Here is a 16,441-nt window from a genome sequence, read left to right on the forward strand (position 1 = left end):
AGAGGAGAAAATCCCGTGCCGCTTCGCCTGCGCAAATTCATAGGCATGATCCTGCTCGTGCTGTTGGTTGCAATCTATGCGATCGTTGCCATGATCGTTGCAGTGCGAACGCTTGCGGATCAACCCGGCTGGGTTCATTTCCTGTATTTCTTTTTCAGCGGCATCATCTGGGTATTGCCGGCAATGGGCATCATCAAGTGGATGGCCGGCCCACGTCCGCAATGAGGCTCGCCTGGCCGTGATTTACACAAGGCTAACCCTGATCCGCGCCTTCCAGCGCGTGACTGTCTCATCTTAAGCCAAAAATAAGCCGTTGCCTGCCAGACTGCCTTTGAATGCCGCCGGAGCGGAGAAGATCGGATGCAGACCCAAATGCGAGATATCGCCGGCACGCCGCCCGCCGAGACAGCGGACGGGCGCACTGCATCCAATCGGATGGAGCCGGTCAGAGCTGATCGTCTTCGGATCAACATCGTCGACAGCATGGCACCGCTGGAAGCGGAATGGCGCATGCTAGAGCAGGACGATCTCGCCTCGCTGCACCAGAGCTATGATTGGTGTGCGGCCTGGGCCGAAAGCTTTCGGCATCCTCTCGCCATCGTTCGAGGTTCCATCGGAGGTCGCCTCGCTTTCATTCTGCCGCTGGAAATCATTCGCAGCCGTGGAATAAGGCGCGCAGAATTCATCGGGAGCCGACACAGCAACATCAACACCGGCCTGTTTTCGGCCGAGTTTCTCGCGGATGGCAAATTGACCTCGGCCCAAGCGGCAGCCATCGTGGCCGCTTTGCACGGCAGGGCGGATCTTGCCATCCTACGCAACGTACCTTTCGAATGGCGTGGCCGCGCCAGCCCGCTGGCCTCCCTCCCCGCCGTCGAAAACCAGAACCATGCCTTCCAGATGCCTTTTCTTGGCAGTTTCGAAGCAAGCCTGAAGCAGGTGAACGCCAAGCGGCGGCGCAAGAAGTTCAAGCATCAAAGCAGAATTCTCGACGCCAAGGGCGGCTACGAATATGTGATTGGCGGCCCCGATGAGCAGGATGCTCTCCTGGGCCTGTTCTTCCGCCAGAAGGCGATCCGTTTCCGTGATGCCGGTCTGCCCGACGTCTTCGACGATGCTCCGACCAAAAACGCGCTGCACGCGCTGCTGCACCGGCGCGGAAACAACACGTCCGACGCGACGTTGCAGATGCACGCGCTACGCCTGAAGGGCGAGCATGACGGGCACATCCCGGCGGTCGCAGCCCTTTCCCGAAAGGGAGATCACGTCATCTGCCAGTTCGCCTCCATCGACGAGACGCTGGTTGCCGAGGCGAGCCCCGGCGAATTGCTGTTCTGGCTGATGATCGAGCGGCTGCATCGCGAAGGCGCCGCCCTCTTCGATTTCGGCATCGGCGACCAGATCTACAAGCGCTCCTGGTGCCCGATGGAAACAGTGCAGCATGATCTGTTCCTGCCGATCTCGGCCATCGGCCATCTCGCCGCGGCGGCACACCGGAGCATGACGCGCACGAAAGCGGCGATCAAATCCAATCGAAAGCTCTATGCCTCCATCCAGCGAATACGGGCACGCCGCAGTGCCGACGCGCCGCCGGCGGGCGATGCCGACGGGGACTGATCAGGCGGCGTCGCGGCGCGTATCGGGATCATGTTCCTCGCGCCATCCGGACATCAGGATGATGTGTTCGTAGCCCGCTTTCTGGAACTCCGCCATCGCGGCAATGAACTGGCCCTCTTCGGGCTCCGGCATGGAAAGTATGATTTCCGTGTCCTTGCTGCGCGTCAGCCGCGCGACGCCGGAAACTTCGGCCGCGCCGCATTCCACCAGAACGATATCATAGGCCGAACCGAGCGCATCCAAGATCAGCGAAAGGCGGTCGGCGCCGCGCATGGCGCGGGCGAGATCACTCATGCCTTGCGGGACGAGATGGGCGTCCGACAGCCGATCCGGGTGGATCGTGTCGCCAAAGGCGGCTTCGCCACAAAGCAGATCCGTCACGCCGGCAAGCTCTCCATGTTCGGCCATCAGCCTGGAGGGGCATCCCGAACCGGTCATGTCGACCAGCACGACGCGGCTTCCCGCATCGGCGATGGTCCGCGCCAGCATCACCGTCGCGGTGGATCCGTCGTCACCGGTCGGTGATATCGCGATTGCCAATCGCGATCCGTTGTCGATCAAATAATCGGCGACGGATTGGATGGAGAAATCCTCTTCCTCCTCCACCGCATGACCTTCGTTCTGCGGTTCATCTGTCCCACCGATGGCGGGATCCGCGGCCTGGATAGGTGTTTCCTCCATCGGAACCGAAAGCAGGCTCGCGTGCATCGCGCCGCGGCTTGCCCTGACAGCGGCGAGAGCCGGCATCATGTCGGTATTGATTGTGGCATCGGCTGGGTTGCCGGCCTGGGTCTGCCCAGGCGCTTCGGCCGAGGCGGCCGCTTCCCTGCGCGCAGGACCGATGGGCCGCAATGCCCGGCCGCTGAACAACTCAGCGAGCATGATGACGATGGCAGTCAGGATAAAAGTCGCCAAGGTCGCGACGATGACGATGGGACCGACCTTCGGAAAAGACGGATCGGCCGGCTCGACAGCGGTGGAGACTACGCGGGCATCGGCAGGGCTCGAATTCTTGTCGGCGCGCGAGGTGGCCTCGCGATAGCGTGCGAGATAGGTTTCGAGCAATTGCCGCTCGGCCGTCGCCTCGCGTTCCAGCGCATTGAGGCCGACCTCGTCCTCCCCTGCCCGTGCGCTGGCGGCCTTCAGCGTGTTCGATTGCGCCAATAGCTGCTGTTCGCGCAGCTGCGCCACCTTTGCCTCGTTCTCAATGCTGGCCAGAATTTTCTGGGTCTCGCGATTGATCTGCTGCCGGATATCGGCAAGCTGCGCGCGCAGGCTCTTCAGACGAGGATGACCATCCATCAGTGTCGTGGACAAATCCGAGATTTGCGATTCCAGGCCGGATTCCGTCGCCTTCAGCCGCTGGATGCTCAGCGACCCGGAGACATCGGCGAGCGTGTCGGTGGAACGGCCGCTGGACAATGCACTGCGCACGGCTTGCGCCCGCGCCTCGGCATTGGCGCGGTCGCCGCGCACCTGAGCGAGCTGAGTGGAAATATCCGCAAGCTGCTGCGTGGCGAAATTGCTGTTCTGGCTGGTCTGAAGAAGGCCATTGGCGGAGCGATAATCCGCGACCTTCTTTTCGGCCTCGCTAACCTTCTCGCGCAGCTTGGCGATCTCAGGCTCCAACCAGCGTGTCGCCTCGCTGTTGGAATCGAGTTTGGCACCGCTCTGCATCGACAGATAGACCTGCGCCATCGCATTGGGAACGCTGGCCGCAAGATCCGGATCGCGGGAGGTGAAGCTTATGCCGATGACGCGCGAACTGTTGATCTGGTAAACCTGCAGGCGGCTGTTGAAGGCATCCAGCATCCGCTCTTCCGGTGCCTTGTCGGCAGCAGCGCGCTTCAGGTGCAATTTAACCAGGATATCGGAGAGCGCGGAGCCATTGTTGCCGGCGGCGAATTCGGTGCGATCGTAGAGCTTGAGATTGGTAATGACCTGCTTGACCAGATCCGCCGACTGCAGGATCTGCACCTGGCTGGCAATGTTGAGCTCGTCCAGCAAGGGCGCCGAACTGGAGTCGTTGTTGGCCGTCGTCGTCGCAAATGCCGGCGCGCGCTGCTCTATCAGAATACGCGCCTCGCTGCGATATTCCGGTGACACGAACTTCGCGAAGACAAAGGCCAGACAGGCCCCTGCCAGCGTGATGGCAATGACGCGCAACCGCCGCTGCCATACGGCGCGGAAGAGCTGCGCGAGATCGATGTCCACATCCTGCTGGGTGTTGTTGACACCGGACATATACAAGAACTCCGTAATAGAAAGCCGGAATTAATCGTAAACGACTATGGTAACCCAAGGGTTAATAGTATTTCTCGAGCGTTATTTTGAGATTCACTAATTTCTGCCGGAATTTCCTTCGCTCTTTACCGACCGTTAACCCTAACGGATTGATAACGACGACAGTGTTTTCCCTTTCCTATGAGCGCGAAATGCCCTTCGCAAAGCCAAAGATATTCCTGGCACTTGGCGTGGCAGCCGTGAGCGCCGCGCTTACCGGCTGCAATACCTATCAGCCTGCGCCGAAAGCCTTCAATGAGGCTACTATCCAGCCCTATGCGCTCGACAGCGGCGACCGGCTGCGCGTGACGGTGTTCGACCAGCCGGGATTGACCAATACCTATACGATCGACCAGGCCGGCTACATCGCCTTCCCGCTGATCGGCCAGGTGCCTGCCCGCGGCAGGACATTGCAGCAACTTTCCGGCCAGATCGCGCAGAAGCTCCGCCAGGGCTATATACGCGACCCCGACGTGACCATCGATATCGACCGCTATCGCTCAGTCTATATTATGGGTGAGGTCGGTCAGCCCGGCCAATATTCCTACGTGCCCGGCATGACGATCCAAAACGCCATTGCGGTTGCCGGCGGCTTCACGAGCAGGGCCAACCAATCCAATGCCGATGTCACCCGCAAGATCAACGGTCATGTCATGACGGGACGGGTCGGCATTTCGGATCCGGTGCTGGCAGGCGACACGATCTATGTCAGAGAGCGGTTGTTCTAACCGCACCGCTCATGGCCAGACCACTTCGAATACTCCATTGCTTCAGATCGCCGGTCGGCGGGATTTTCCGCCATGTCCGCGACTTAGTGGAAGAGCAGAGCAAGGCGGGACATCAGGTCGGCATCCTTTGCGACAGCCTCACGGGGGGAGAGCATGAGGATCGCCTATTCAGCGATATCGCGCCCTTTCTGGCGCTTGGCGTGATCCGGCTGCCGATCCGACGGCAGATCAGCCTGTCGGATACAGCGACGCTTTGGAGCAGTTACAAGGAAATCAGAAGTTTGCGGCCGGACGTGCTGCATGGGCACGGCGCCAAGGGCGGCCTGCTTGCGCGCGTTCTCGGCTCGATCCTGCGGGTCAACAGGTATCGCGTAGCCCGCCTCTATACCGCGCATGGCGGCAGCCTCCACTTTTCCCGCGCCTCGCTGCAGGGCATGCTGGTGCACAGCATGGAGCGCATGCTGGAGTTCCTGACCGACGGGCTGATCTTCATCTGCGATTTCGAACGGCGCACTTACGAGAGGAAGATCGGCAAACCACGGACCCGCTCCGTCATGATCTACAACGGCATCAGTGACCGGGATTTCCGCGTTGTGCCGACACGATCGGACTCGGTGCATTTCGTCTACATCGGCATGCTGCGGGACCTCAAAGGTCCTGATCTGTTCGTGGACGCCTTTGCGAGGACCGAGCGGCGGATCGGCAGGCCGCTTTCGGCATTGATGATCGGCGACGGGCCGGACAGGGACAAGTACCAGAAGATGATGACCGAGCGCGGCCTCGGCCACCGCATAGGCATGCTTCCGGCCATGCGTGTCCAGGAGGCCTTTACGGTGTCGCAGAACGTCATCGTTCCCTCCCGCGCCGAAGCCATGCCCTATATCGTCCTGGAAGCGCTTGCCGCCGGAAAGACCGTCATTGCCTCGCGCGTCGGCGGCATTCCGGAAGCGCTCGGCGAAAACAGCCCGGCGCTCGCCAAGCCGGAGGACGCAGACGACTTGTCGCGCGTGATGGCTGAGGCGATAAGCGAGCCGGAGTTCGGCCACCGCAACATGCCTCATATCGAAACAATCCGCTTAAACTTTTCTGCCTCGGCCATGGCTCGAGATACTCTGCGTCTGTATCAAAATATACTTGGCATGGACGCCGACGTTTAGAATACAAGCAAGTGTTGTAAGTGTTTCTTAGCTGATATCTGATAGCCATTTTCCGGTAACGACCGGATAAATTGCCATGAACACCAGTGAGAAGTCCGAGCAATTTAACTTGGACAATATTCGCAAGCAGGTTTCGGAAATCCGCACCCGCGATGCCGAAGAGCCGCGCAGCGACCAACCGGGCAGCTTGAATGCCTATGCCCGGCAAATCGCCGAACAGTTTCGCGAAACCAATCAGTCTCCGGCGATCGTCGTGGGGCAGTACCGGCTGTTCGAGTTCCTGTCATTGCTTGCGCTCGGGCTTGCAACCCTATTTTTCGGAACGGCGCCGGACGATCATCCGTTCGTGTCGAAGGCTGCGGTAACCATCGCGCTCAGTGGTCTTGCCATCGTGTTTCTGCAGATCGCCGATGCCTATCAGATACCGATATTGCGCGCGCCGCATCACTTCCTGCACCGGATTCTCGGAGCGTGGGCTGCCGCATTTGCGGTCATGGCCATCGCGCTTATTCCGTTCGACATCAACAATATCTATTCGCTCCATCTTCTCGGCGTGTGGCTCGCGGTGGGTGCTGGGTTCCTGCTCGTCGCCCGGCTGCTTTTCGCCTATGGCATTCGCAATTGGGCCCGCAACGGCATCATGGAAAGGCGCGCCGTGATCATCGGCGGCGGCGAACCGGCCAAGGAACTCATCCGCGCCCTGGAACACCAACCCGACAACGACATCCGCATCTGCGGCATCTTCGATGATCGCGGCGAAAAGCGCTCACCCGTCATGGTCGCCGGCTATCCCAAGCTGGGGACGGTGATGGAGCTCGTCGAATTCGCCCGGCTCGTGCGCGTCGACATGCTGATCATCGCGCTTCCGATCAGCGCCGAAGAGCGCATCCTGCAGCTGCTCAAGATGCTGTGGGTGCTTCCCGTCGACATTCGCCTGGCGGCACATGCCAACAAGCTGCGGTTCCGTCCACGCGCCTATTCGCATGTCGGCGCCGTGCCGATGCTCGATATCTTCAACAAGCCGATCCGGGATTGGGATGGCGTTGCCAAACGCATCTTCGACATTTTCTTCAGCCTCGTGGCACTCGCCCTACTCTGGCCAGTGATGCTGGGGGCAGCGATCGCCGTGAAAGTGACCTCGAAAGGGCCGGTCTTCTTCATGCAGAAGCGCCATGGCTTCAACAACGAGATCATCAAGGTCTTCAAGTTCCGCTCCATGTATACGCATATGAGCGATCCTACGGCGCGCAACGCCGTGACTAAGAACGATCCACGCGTCACTCCCGTCGGACGCTTCATCCGCAAGACATCGATCGACGAACTGCCGCAGCTTTTCAACGTGCTGCTCGGCAATCTCTCTCTGGTCGGTCCACGGCCGCATGCCGTGCTTGCCGCCAGCCATAACCGCACCTACGCGGATGTCGTCGAAGGCTATTTTGCACGCCATCGCGTCAAGCCCGGCGTGACCGGCTGGGCGCAGATCAACGGCTGGCGCGGCGAGATCGACAGCGACGACAAGATCAAGTTCCGCACGGCCTACGATCTCTACTATATCGAGAACTGGTCGCTGCTGTTCGACCTGAAGATCCTGTTCCTGACGCCGTTCCGTCTGCTCAATACGGAAAACGCCTATTGAGCGCGATCGACCTCCCATCGTCCGGCGTCGCCCAGCCGCAGCTTGCCGCAATGCGGCTGGTCGGCACTGCGAGCGTCGCCGTCGGCGTGTTTCTTTCCGGCTTCGTGATCGCGGAGCCGGCGCCCTATGAGCTGTGGCTCGCCTTTCTCATCGGCATATGGTTCATCCTCGGGCTGAAGATATCGCGGAGCATCGCGCCGCTTCTGGCCCTGTTCCTGGCATTCAATGTCGGCGGCATGCTCTCGATCACGCAGATGCATGATCTTACCGCCGGCAACCATCTGGACGGTCCGATCTATATCGCCGTATCCGCCTTTCTGGCGCTGAGCTCCGTCTTCTATGCGGCCATTACCGAAGACAGCGAAAGACGGCTGAAGCTGATCTTCAATACCTGGGTGGTGGCGGCGCTGATCACCGCGAGCCTCGGCATTCTCGGCTATTTCCATGCCGTGCCGGGTTTCGACATCTTCACCCGCTACGACCGCGCCATGGGCGCCTTTCAGGACCCGAACGTCTTCGGTCCCTATCTGGTGACACCGAGCATCTACCTCATGCACGGCCTCCTGATCGGCGACCTGAAGAAGGCTCCGATCAAGGGCGTCTGCCTCTTCGTCCTGGCCTTCGGCATCTTCCTCTCCTTCTCCCGCGCGGCCTGGGCGCTGTTCGCATTCGCCTCGATGATGCTGATCTTCTGCATGCTGCTGAAACATCGCAGCAATAGGTTCCGCTTACGCATCCTGGTCATGTCGCTGACGGCGATCATCCTGATGGTCGTCCTGCTTGTCATCGCGCTGCAGTTTCCGCAGGTCAGCGACCTGTTTTCCACGCGCACGCAGCTCGTACAGAGCTATGACGGCGGACATCTCGGCCGCTTCGAACGCCACAGCATCGGCTTCATGATGTCGATGGAACGGCCGCTCGGCATAGGGCCACTGGTCTTCGGCCAGATCTTTCGCGAAGACGAGCACAATACCTGGCTCAAGACACTGACCACCTACGGCTGGCTCGGCTTTATTTGCTGGGTCAGCATGATTTGCTGGACCATCTACATCGGCTTCCGCAATCTCCTGAAGGAACGCCCCTGGCAGCCCTTCGTGATGATCGCCTGGGTCGTCATTCTCGGCCATGTCGGCATCGGCAATGTCATCGATACCGACCATTGGCGTCATCTTTACATGTTGATCGGCATCGTCTGGGGCTGCGGCGCTCTCGAGCAAAAGTATCAGCGTGGCTTGGGCAGAAGGGAAGCAGCGCCTTGAACATCCGTACCAACGTCAAGCGTCTGTCACTGTTGCAGGTTCTCGAACCAAGCGGCGGCGGCTCGGGGCGGCATTTTCTCGATCTGTGCCGGGCGATGCAGCATCGCGGCCATTCGGTGACCGCCATCTATTCGCCGGTGCGCGCCGAAACCGCCTTTGTGACGGAGTTGGAGAACATCGGCCTGGACCAGGTCATTCCGCTCGACATGCGGCGCGCACCAGGTCCTTGGGATCTCTCGGCCTGGTGGCAGCTTCGCAAGATTGCGGCAGCATATGGGCCTTTCGATCTGATCCACGGCCATAGCTCGAAAGCCGGCGCGCTGACGCGTCTGCGGCTGCCGGGACGGCATGCGCCGGTCCTTTACACGCCGCATGCCTTCCGCACCATGGACCCGACGCTCGGCGCCAAGGGACGGTTGATCTATGGCGGCATCGAACGCTTTCTCGGCACCTGGCTGACGGATCGCCTGGTCTGCGTTTCGCAGGACGAATATAATCATGCCGTCTCGCTCGGCATTCCCGAAGCGCGCCTAAGCGTCGTCGTCAACGGCGTCAACGCGCCGCCTCTCAGCCAGCGCGCGGCCATCCGCAAGAAGTACGGCATCCCGCAGGGCGCCCTTCTCTTCGGCTTCGTCGGCCGGATGACCCGCCAGAAGGCACCGGAGCGCCTTGTGGATGCCTTTGCGCGAATAGCCGCGGACATGCCGCAAGCCTATCTGCTGATGATCGGGATCGGCGAACTGGCCGAGAGCGTCAAGGAGAAGATCAAGGCCGCAGGCCTCGAAGACCGCGCGCGGCTCGACGGCAGCGTGCCGGGCGTGACCGCCATCGACGCTTTCGATGCCGTGGTCATGCCCAGCCGCTACGAGGCGATGTCCTACGTGATGCTGGAGGCTGCAGCCGCCGGCAAGCCGCTGCTGCTCGCCGATGTCGGTGGCGCGCGCACGGTGCTGGAACACGGCAAGAATGGCTATATCGTCCCGAACAGCGATGACCCGGAAGCATTGGCAGCCGCGATGGCGCGCCTTGCCGATCCGATGCTGCTTGCAAGCCTGACAGCGGAGGCTCGGCGGCGCAAGGATGGCTATACGCTGACCGGCATGGCCGACGCGACCGAAAAAATCTATCATGATTTGCTTGGTCGTCCCCTCCCCGCACCATTGGAACTGGAGGGAAATGCCAGGTTGCTGGATACGGTGGAGGGCCGAAGGAAGAGCGCGGCCGCCCTTTAGGCTTCCGCGTGATTTTTATTCGAAACCAGTTCCGCTTTCGGAGCCGATGCGATAGACTTAACCCATGATTACTTCAGCGCAATTACGCGGCGCACGCGCCATGCTCGGACTGACGGTGGAAGCGCTTGCCAACGAAAGCAAGCTTCCGGTTTCGACGATCGAGGCACTGGAAACGGACGGCGCCTCGAACGATTTCAAGGCACTTTCCGCAGTCCGTTCCATCCTGGAAAATCACGGCGTCGTCTTCCTCGCCGGCGGCAGCGATGGCACTGGCGGTCCTGGCATACGCTTCAAGCATTGGTCTGAGAATGACGGCATCCGGCCTGAAAATCTGAACTCCACCAATGACGACTAGAGTGCGGCGCGCACTCCAATATCCGCTCCGGCGCTTTAGACGCTGATCTTTCGCAAGCCGTTCATACGGTGTGCTTCAAGCCGACAACTTCCAGCTTTTGACGAGTTCTTCGGGCGCCGACAGTACTGCGGGCAGGATGAAGCGTTCGGTATCGTTGGCCGGCTCCCAGCCCTCGACAGCAGACCCGACGGGCAGGCCATGCCCGAAATCGTGCAGCGTTACGAGCTCCAGGATCATGTTGCCGTAGTCGTCGCGCCATTCGCGCCGCTCGCCGCCTTCGAAGAGACGCAGCCGGCCTTTGGTGCGCGGACGCTCATGCGCAGCCAGCCATTGCGCCACGGACGCCTCCGCATTGGCGAAGGACACGACCTCATCCTCATCGCCATGCCATATGGAGACCGCCGGATAGCGCGCAGCTTCGGGCGAGACTTCGCGAACGAGCTCGCCCCATTTTTCACCCGTCTTGGTCGAGCCCCGCCTCATGACGTCAAGCGCCGACATGGCATCGCGGGCGGCACCGAAAGGCAGGCCGCCGATGATGGCGCCCGCTGCAAACAGCTCCGGATAGGTTGCCAGCAACGCAGCCGACAGGGCGCCGCCTGCCGAGAGGCCCATGACGAAAATCCTGCCGTCATCGATATCGTGGACCCGGCGGCTGAAATCGATCATTTCGCGGATGGAGCCGAGTTCGCCGCGGTCGCGCGTGACCATGCTTGGACGAAACCAGTTGAAACAGAGATTGGGATTGTTCGACATCTTCTGCTCGGCATAGAGCACGGCAAAGCCGTGCGCGCGAGCGAGCGCAGTCCAGCCGCTGGCTCGATCGAAATCCTCGGCATTCTGGTGACAGCCGTGCAGGACAACGACGAGCGGCATCGGGCCTTTGACGCCCGGCGGCACATATTCGAACATGCGCAGATCGCCGGGGTTGCGGCCGAACCACAAAACCTCCGTCAGACGCTGCGGCGCAAGCCGCGCGGAAACACGACGGCGCGATGGCTGCGACAGCGGCCGCGTCATCGGAAATTTGAGCTGCGGCAGCTCTACGGAATCAACGAGCAAGCGGCGAAGCCGGCTCGGAACTTTAAAATTCATCATTGACCTTTCCATCCACGCCAACGGCGATCGTTTTTCATCGGCTGCGTCTGGCGCGCACTGTTTCTCTCCAGAATCAGTGACATCAAGAAATCGAATCTCTTTGTGCAACGCAGCAAATATAGGGAGGCAGGGCGGCTTCGAACAGGCACAAAGCATCATTGCTGCTATGTGAAATCAGCCTAAATCGATTAGATCGCTGGCCATAAAAAAACGCAGTTGCGTCAGAAATAAGCCCTGGCAAGCGCGAGAAGTTTTGCGTCGTCCTTCACGCCCTGGCGGTAAAGCTGGATGATCAACGCCCCAAGACGCTCAGCTTCCGGACTGCGGGAGTTCATGCCACGATCCTTGCAAACGGTGTCCAACACCTTCTCCAAGCGATCCAGATCGTCTGAAAACAGGGGCAAATCCCGCGGATGAATAGGAGTTTCCAACATTCGTGCATCTCGTCATCTTTCGGGTAGAAGCACGCTGAACCTCGCCGTCACCCGCATCATATCCGACGATGGAACCAGACTATGCGCTTTGCACGCAGGCTTGGCAAGGAAGCATTTTCGGCACTCACGCCCGTCTGATTCGCAGGTACAGCGGCGATTCCCATCAGGACTACAATTTTAAGTGACCAGATCACCAAGCCTTTATCCGCATTTGCGATAAGCGGGAAAACAGAGGCAAGACGATGAACAGATTTTTGATCCCGACTTTCGTGGGCATGGTGCTTTTCACCACGACGCAGCCGACCCTCGCACAGAATTTCCAGAACCTTCCCTTGCGCAATCCCCGCCAGCCTCCGGAGGGATATATTTCCGTACAATCCGGAATATCGATCTCCTATCCGGTGACGGACGGCGATAACGAGGAACAGCAGGAGAAGGCCTTGAAATCCTTCTACAAGATCGCGGCGAGCAGCTGCACGACCCTGCTCGAAACCATCGCCGATGCCTGCGAGATCAGCGCCATGTCGAGCAATAGTTCGGTCAACAATCCCGACAACCGCGGCACTAGACTTTCCGTCAGCGGACAGGTGACAATGTCGGTGAAACTCAAGCCAGCGGCGGCAGTCGCGAAGTAGCCTCTCCGATCCGAGTGTGCAAATCCGGTCCAAGCCAACGGATCGGTAAGAAATGGTGGCGATAATCCCCTCGCAATCGAGGGATGATACCATGGCGAAAGCGAAACGACGCACGCGGCGCAAACCGCAGTCCAAGGCGGGCAATTCGATGTGGCTATGGGGCATGGTCGGCCTGGCAACCGTCGCCGGCATCTATGCCTATCAGCATCGCAAGGAAATGCCGACGATGCTTGCCCATGCCGGTGCAGTCGCCGGCATACCGCATATGGCCCGGGAAGCGCCGGTGCCGGAAGCCAAACCACAAATAAGGACGGCCGCGATCGTTCCCGAGCCGCGCGCCGCGGCATCGGCCCTGCCCGTACCACCCGCCGCCATTCCCGTGGCATTGCCGGTCAGCAGGACACCGATCGAACGGCCCGTCCCTAGCCTGCGCCCCCAGGCCGGTGGCCGTTTCGTGATTTGCGGCCCCGGTTCCGGAACGAATTGCGTAGTCGACGGCAATACCTTCTGGCAGAATGGCGTCAGGATTCAGCTGGCCGATATCGACGTACCGGATGCGGATGCCGCGCGCTGCCCTGGCGAGAGGCAGAAGGCAATGACCGCGAAACTGCGCCTCCAGGCCATTCTCAATGACGGGACCTTCGTGCTTTCCGGCAGCAGCCGCCCCGATGACCGCAATGGCGGCAAGCTGCGTATCGCGATGCGCGCCGGCCGCTCGATCGGCGACCAGATGGTCTCCGAAGGCCTTGCGCGCCGCTGGACCGGCCAAGCACCGTCCTGGTGCGGCTGATTTTTCTGAAAATTCGATTGGGAGTTCAAGGAGATAAATGGTCGGGGCGACTGGACTCGAACCAGCGACCCCTTGACCCCCAGTCAAGTGCGCTACCGGGCTGCGCTACGCCCCGACCTGCCGAAACGGCTTGTTTCGTTTAGAGTTTCGAGTTTCCCGACGCAAGCGAAAAGTAGCGGCCTGCTCAGAAAAAGTTGCGCGCTCAGCGGCACTCCCGCCTTGGCCCATAGCTCGGCTGATAGGTATTGTCCGAGGCGCGGTAGGAGCGATAGCGGCTGGCGCAGGCGCGGGCATGATCGTCATCATAGTAACCTTGAGCGCGCTGCCCGCTGAAGAGCGTGCCGGTCACGAAGGACTTGAAGAGCACGCCGCTGTCCGAATTATCGTCATAATAACTGTCGTTACCATGCAGCCTATGGCCGCTGCCCCACCGGTTGTGGTGATGCCTATGGCCGTGGCCATGATCATGCACCTGGACAATGTCCGACTGGACAGGTGCTGGCACGGATAGGGCTGGCATGGTGATGGCACCCGCCGGCATGGCAACACAGGCTGCCAGCAAAAGGCCAAAGCCCGCGGCAGCTATCGACCTGGGGATCGTAAACATATGCAACTCCTTCGAAATCCGGCGACAGCATCATGCACTTCTGCGTGAAAACCTTGCTGCCGGGCATGCCGTGATTATTTGTATATAGTGACTTGGAGCCACACTCATAGATGCCCCTCCGTCTTTATTGCGTGACGGTTTTCCGGGGATACGAAGCGAGCGGAAAGTTAAGGCCATGAAACCCGTTATAATGCTTATGCTGTGCGCATCGTTGCTTGCAGCCTGCACGACAGCCGAACCGCTGCAGCCCATTCCCGGCAGCATCACCTATGGCGGCCAACCGCATATGAAGTTGACGAAATCGCCTCCCGGCTCGCAATTTCAGCATCGCTTCACCAACCAGTGGGGCGAGGATGTCATTGAAACCTATATCATCCAACCCGACCGGAGCCTGAAGCTCGTCAACCGTCAAGTGACGAGCCCGCCATTCTGACAGCCAGAACAGTTCTTTGCTTTACGCAAACCCGGACGGAAAACAGCTGTGCGCTTTTTCTGGAATTGCTGTGGTTGCTCATCAACGAAAACTCCGCCGGTGTGAGCCGACGGAGGAAGCATGCGGATGGCTGGCGACGGTGACGCTTACCAGCAGCGATAGCAGCGGCGGTAATAAGGCCGGCCGTAGTAGCCGCGATGGTGATGATCGCTGACGGCAGCGCCGACGAGAACGCCGCCGATGATCCCGGCAGCGGCAAGTCCGGCAGCCTGATTTTCAGCCTGCTGCGCCTGGACGCGGTTTGCCTGATAGGTCGCGCCAACGCAGCGATTGTAACGCTGCGTGCCGGGGCGGAGCCCCTGCGATTGACAGGTCATTTCGGCATTCATCGCAGATTCCTGCGGCGTCTGACAGCTCGACAGAATGGTGGTAATGGCGACGAGACTCGCGGCCACGGTGGCACGTATGCGCATATTCCCTCCGGCAATTTAAGATATAGTCCCGAGGAAGCGGGATACAGCCAACGGTAAGCTTTAGCAAGCAAGAGTCGGGCAAATAGCCACAGATAACAGTCGAAAATGCCTGAAACTACGCGTAAGAATAGTATTTTGCTTAACAACTCAATAGGATAAAGCTGAGAAAGAAGAAGGCCCCGTTAGAGAACAGGGCCTTCCGCATTCAACCCGCCCATATACGCCGGCGGTCGAGATCACTTAATCTCGGATTAGAAATTCCGCTCGAAGCGGAGAATGCCGGCAACCGTGTCGTCCTTGATGAAGTCGTAGTGCATGTAGGTCACTTCAGGCTCGACCAGGAAATTCTTGACCGGATAGATCTTGAGGTTGGTGGTCGCTTCGAATATCTTGGATTCGGTGTAGGCAAGCTGCAAGTTCCACTTCAGCTTGTCATTGATCGGCACGGCGACACCGCCCCAGAGAGCCCAGTCCCCCCAGCCGCACTTGGCGGTGTTGACAGCGCCGCTCGAGGTCGTGCACGCGGAAATGTCCTGGTTGGTGCCAGCATATTTGTTGAGCTTGTCGCCATCGGTGTTCCAGCCACCCATCAGGAAGGCTTCCACACCGCCGAACTTGGCGTCGATGCGAGCCTTGATCGCCCCCTCTTCGACGATCGAGTCATAGCCGCCGACAATCTTGAAGCCCCAGTTGCCGGCCTTGTAGCCAGCGCCGGCAACGACGTCGGGAGCATAATGATTGGACTTGTCGTCCGTCCACCATCCTGCGCCATAAGATGCCTCGCCATCGGAGGTGGAGTAGCTGTCCTCCAGCGAGATCACAGCCGTGAAGCCATTGCCTGCGTCGTAATTGTAGGTCAGCTGGTTGAGTTCGTATGGACCGTCATAGATCGCATCGTCGTTGATGACATCGCCGGCATAACCGGCATAGAGGTTGAACTGCGAGTCGAGCTTGCCAACCGTGAAGCCGGCAAGGCTGATATTGGCAAACAGGAGCTTGGAGGAGGTTGCACCGCCATCGTTCCACTCCCAGCGGAAGATGGTGTTGGTCTTCAGCGGACCGTATTCGGTGTCGGTTGCGGTATCGACATTGAGTTCCACGCGCTCGTGCCAGAGCGTTCCGACCTTGCTGCGCGGATTGTAAGCATCATACCACTCGCCTTCCGTACGAACCTTTCCGCCAATCTTCAGGCAGGTTTCGGTGCCGGGAATATAGAAATAGCCTGTTCCGTACGCATCGCAGATACGGACATATTCAAGCGGTTCGGGTTCGGCGGCGACAATAGCGTCAGCGGCATGGGCGGCGCTCGCTGCGGCGATAGCAGCGGCGGAGCCAAGAAGAAGGCTCTTGATGTTCATGGTGTCTCCATTCGACTATCCATCAGGGATGGAGTCTCCCGGCAGACAACAACGTGCCCCTCCATGGCCTGACTGGCTGTTCCCCTCACACAGGGCGAAGCAAGGAAGCTTCCCCGTCAAACTGGACCTGCGGCACTACCACGGCAAGTTAATAAGGCTTACGAACTAATTTCCGTGACGCAGAAGGGTGGCGCGCGTGACAAAATTATCACGCTCATTTGTGCGGCTAATGAAGTTACCATCGTTGTATGACCAGAGACGGTAAGGTCATGACGACACTTGGCTGCCGTTGCGCCTCACTGGAACAAAAAGCATTTTACATGATCAGCAATCCCGGCCGGTTGCT

17 protein-coding genes and 1 tRNA gene are annotated in these 16,441 nt (G+C 59.7%); 11 read left to right on the top strand and 7 right to left on the bottom strand.

Annotated elements, in window-relative coordinates; all coding sequences use genetic code 11:
- The first annotated feature begins 15 nt into the window (after window positions 1-15).
- The gene (locus FHT84_RS14770; protein ID WP_047627098.1) at window positions 16-225 is read left to right on the top strand and encodes a DUF2842 domain-containing protein; all 210 of its coding nucleotides are present in this window, start codon (window positions 16-18) and stop codon (window positions 223-225) included.
- A 135-nt stretch (window positions 226-360) separates the two neighbouring features.
- Window positions 361-1,617 (top strand): GNAT family N-acetyltransferase, encoded by a 1,257-nt coding sequence (locus FHT84_RS14775; RefSeq protein WP_183763190.1) that lies wholly within the window; start codon window positions 361-363, stop codon window positions 1,615-1,617.
- Here FHT84_RS14775 and FHT84_RS14780 read toward each other — a convergent pair whose 3' ends face one another.
- Window positions 1,618-3,861, bottom strand: a complete 2,244-nt coding sequence (locus tag FHT84_RS14780; RefSeq protein WP_113250635.1) for a Wzz/FepE/Etk N-terminal domain-containing protein — start codon at window positions 3,859-3,861, stop codon at window positions 1,618-1,620.
- Window positions 3,862-4,052: 191 nt separating this feature from the next.
- Between FHT84_RS14780 and FHT84_RS14785 the strand changes: the two genes are divergently transcribed.
- The 6 genes from FHT84_RS14785 to FHT84_RS14810 all read left to right on the top strand — a co-directional run bounded on the left by FHT84_RS14785 (window position 4,053) and on the right by FHT84_RS14810 (window position 10,267).
- Window positions 4,053-4,628 (top strand): polysaccharide biosynthesis/export family protein, encoded by a 576-nt coding sequence (locus FHT84_RS14785; RefSeq protein ID WP_112344270.1) that lies wholly within the window; start codon window positions 4,053-4,055, stop codon window positions 4,626-4,628.
- A gap of 11 nt (window positions 4,629-4,639) precedes the next feature.
- Entirely contained in the window at window positions 4,640-5,785 is a 1,146-nt protein-coding gene (locus FHT84_RS14790; protein ID WP_113250636.1) for a glycosyltransferase family 4 protein, read from the top strand.
- 76 nt (window positions 5,786-5,861) lie between these two features.
- Window positions 5,862-7,421: an undecaprenyl-phosphate glucose phosphotransferase gene (locus FHT84_RS14795; protein ID WP_183763187.1), complete on the top strand. Its 1,560-nt coding sequence runs from the start codon at window positions 5,862-5,864 to the stop codon at window positions 7,419-7,421.
- On the top strand, window positions 7,418-8,680 hold the full coding sequence (locus FHT84_RS14800) for an O-antigen ligase family protein (protein ID WP_113250638.1): 1,263 nt from the start codon (window positions 7,418-7,420) through the stop codon (window positions 8,678-8,680). Before FHT84_RS14795 ends, FHT84_RS14800 begins: the two co-directional genes overlap by 4 nt.
- Window positions 8,677-9,912: a glycosyltransferase family 4 protein gene (locus tag FHT84_RS14805; RefSeq protein WP_113250639.1), complete on the top strand. Its 1,236-nt coding sequence runs from the start codon at window positions 8,677-8,679 to the stop codon at window positions 9,910-9,912. Before FHT84_RS14800 ends, FHT84_RS14805 begins: the two co-directional genes overlap by 4 nt.
- Window positions 9,913-9,976: 64 nt before the next feature.
- Window positions 9,977-10,267, top strand: a complete 291-nt coding sequence (locus tag FHT84_RS14810; RefSeq protein WP_113250640.1) for a helix-turn-helix domain-containing protein — start codon at window positions 9,977-9,979, stop codon at window positions 10,265-10,267.
- Window positions 10,268-10,342: 75 nt separating this feature from the next.
- Here FHT84_RS14810 and FHT84_RS14815 read toward each other — a convergent pair whose 3' ends face one another.
- Both FHT84_RS14815 and FHT84_RS14820 read right to left on the bottom strand, forming a co-directional pair.
- On the bottom strand, window positions 10,343-11,365 hold the full coding sequence (locus tag FHT84_RS14815) for a PHB depolymerase family esterase (protein WP_246698542.1): 1,023 nt from the start codon (window positions 11,363-11,365) through the stop codon (window positions 10,343-10,345).
- 221 nt (window positions 11,366-11,586) lie between these two features.
- Window positions 11,587-11,799: a hypothetical protein gene (locus FHT84_RS14820; RefSeq protein WP_112344167.1), complete on the bottom strand. Its 213-nt coding sequence runs from the start codon at window positions 11,797-11,799 to the stop codon at window positions 11,587-11,589.
- A 242-nt stretch (window positions 11,800-12,041) separates the two neighbouring features.
- Between FHT84_RS14820 and FHT84_RS14825 the strand changes: the two genes are divergently transcribed.
- Both FHT84_RS14825 and FHT84_RS14830 read left to right on the top strand, forming a co-directional pair.
- A complete protein-coding gene (locus FHT84_RS14825) occupies window positions 12,042-12,434 on the top strand; it encodes a hypothetical protein (protein ID WP_113250641.1) in 393 nt (130 codons plus the stop codon).
- A gap of 91 nt (window positions 12,435-12,525) precedes the next feature.
- Window positions 12,526-13,224: a thermonuclease family protein gene (locus FHT84_RS14830; RefSeq protein ID WP_113250642.1), complete on the top strand. Its 699-nt coding sequence runs from the start codon at window positions 12,526-12,528 to the stop codon at window positions 13,222-13,224.
- A 38-nt stretch (window positions 13,225-13,262) separates the two neighbouring features.
- On the opposite strand, the gene FHT84_RS14835 is transcribed toward FHT84_RS14830, so the two are convergent.
- Window positions 13,263-13,339 (bottom strand) — tRNA-Pro (locus FHT84_RS14835).
- An 87-nt stretch (window positions 13,340-13,426) separates the two neighbouring features.
- Window positions 13,427-13,831: a BA14K family protein gene (locus FHT84_RS14840; protein WP_113250643.1), complete on the bottom strand. Its 405-nt coding sequence runs from the start codon at window positions 13,829-13,831 to the stop codon at window positions 13,427-13,429.
- Between the two features lie 175 nt (window positions 13,832-14,006).
- Here FHT84_RS14840 and FHT84_RS14845 point away from each other — a divergent pair, with 175 nt between their 5' ends.
- The gene (locus FHT84_RS14845) at window positions 14,007-14,264 is read left to right on the top strand and encodes a hypothetical protein (protein WP_183763172.1); all 258 of its coding nucleotides are present in this window, start codon (window positions 14,007-14,009) and stop codon (window positions 14,262-14,264) included.
- Between the two features lie 146 nt (window positions 14,265-14,410).
- Here the strand turns inward: FHT84_RS14845 and FHT84_RS14850 are convergent, their stop codons facing one another.
- Window positions 14,411-14,737 (bottom strand): hypothetical protein, encoded by a 327-nt coding sequence (locus FHT84_RS14850; protein WP_112344163.1) that lies wholly within the window; start codon window positions 14,735-14,737, stop codon window positions 14,411-14,413.
- A 251-nt stretch (window positions 14,738-14,988) separates the two neighbouring features.
- Window positions 14,989-16,095, bottom strand: a complete 1,107-nt coding sequence (locus FHT84_RS14855; RefSeq protein WP_113250644.1) for a porin — start codon at window positions 16,093-16,095, stop codon at window positions 14,989-14,991.
- Between the last annotated feature and the right edge of the window lie 346 nt (window positions 16,096-16,441).

Origin of the sequence: Rhizobium sp. BK289 (assembly GCF_014193575.1) — a bacterium.
GTDB lineage: Bacteria > Pseudomonadota > Alphaproteobacteria > Rhizobiales > Rhizobiaceae > Rhizobium > Rhizobium tropici_C.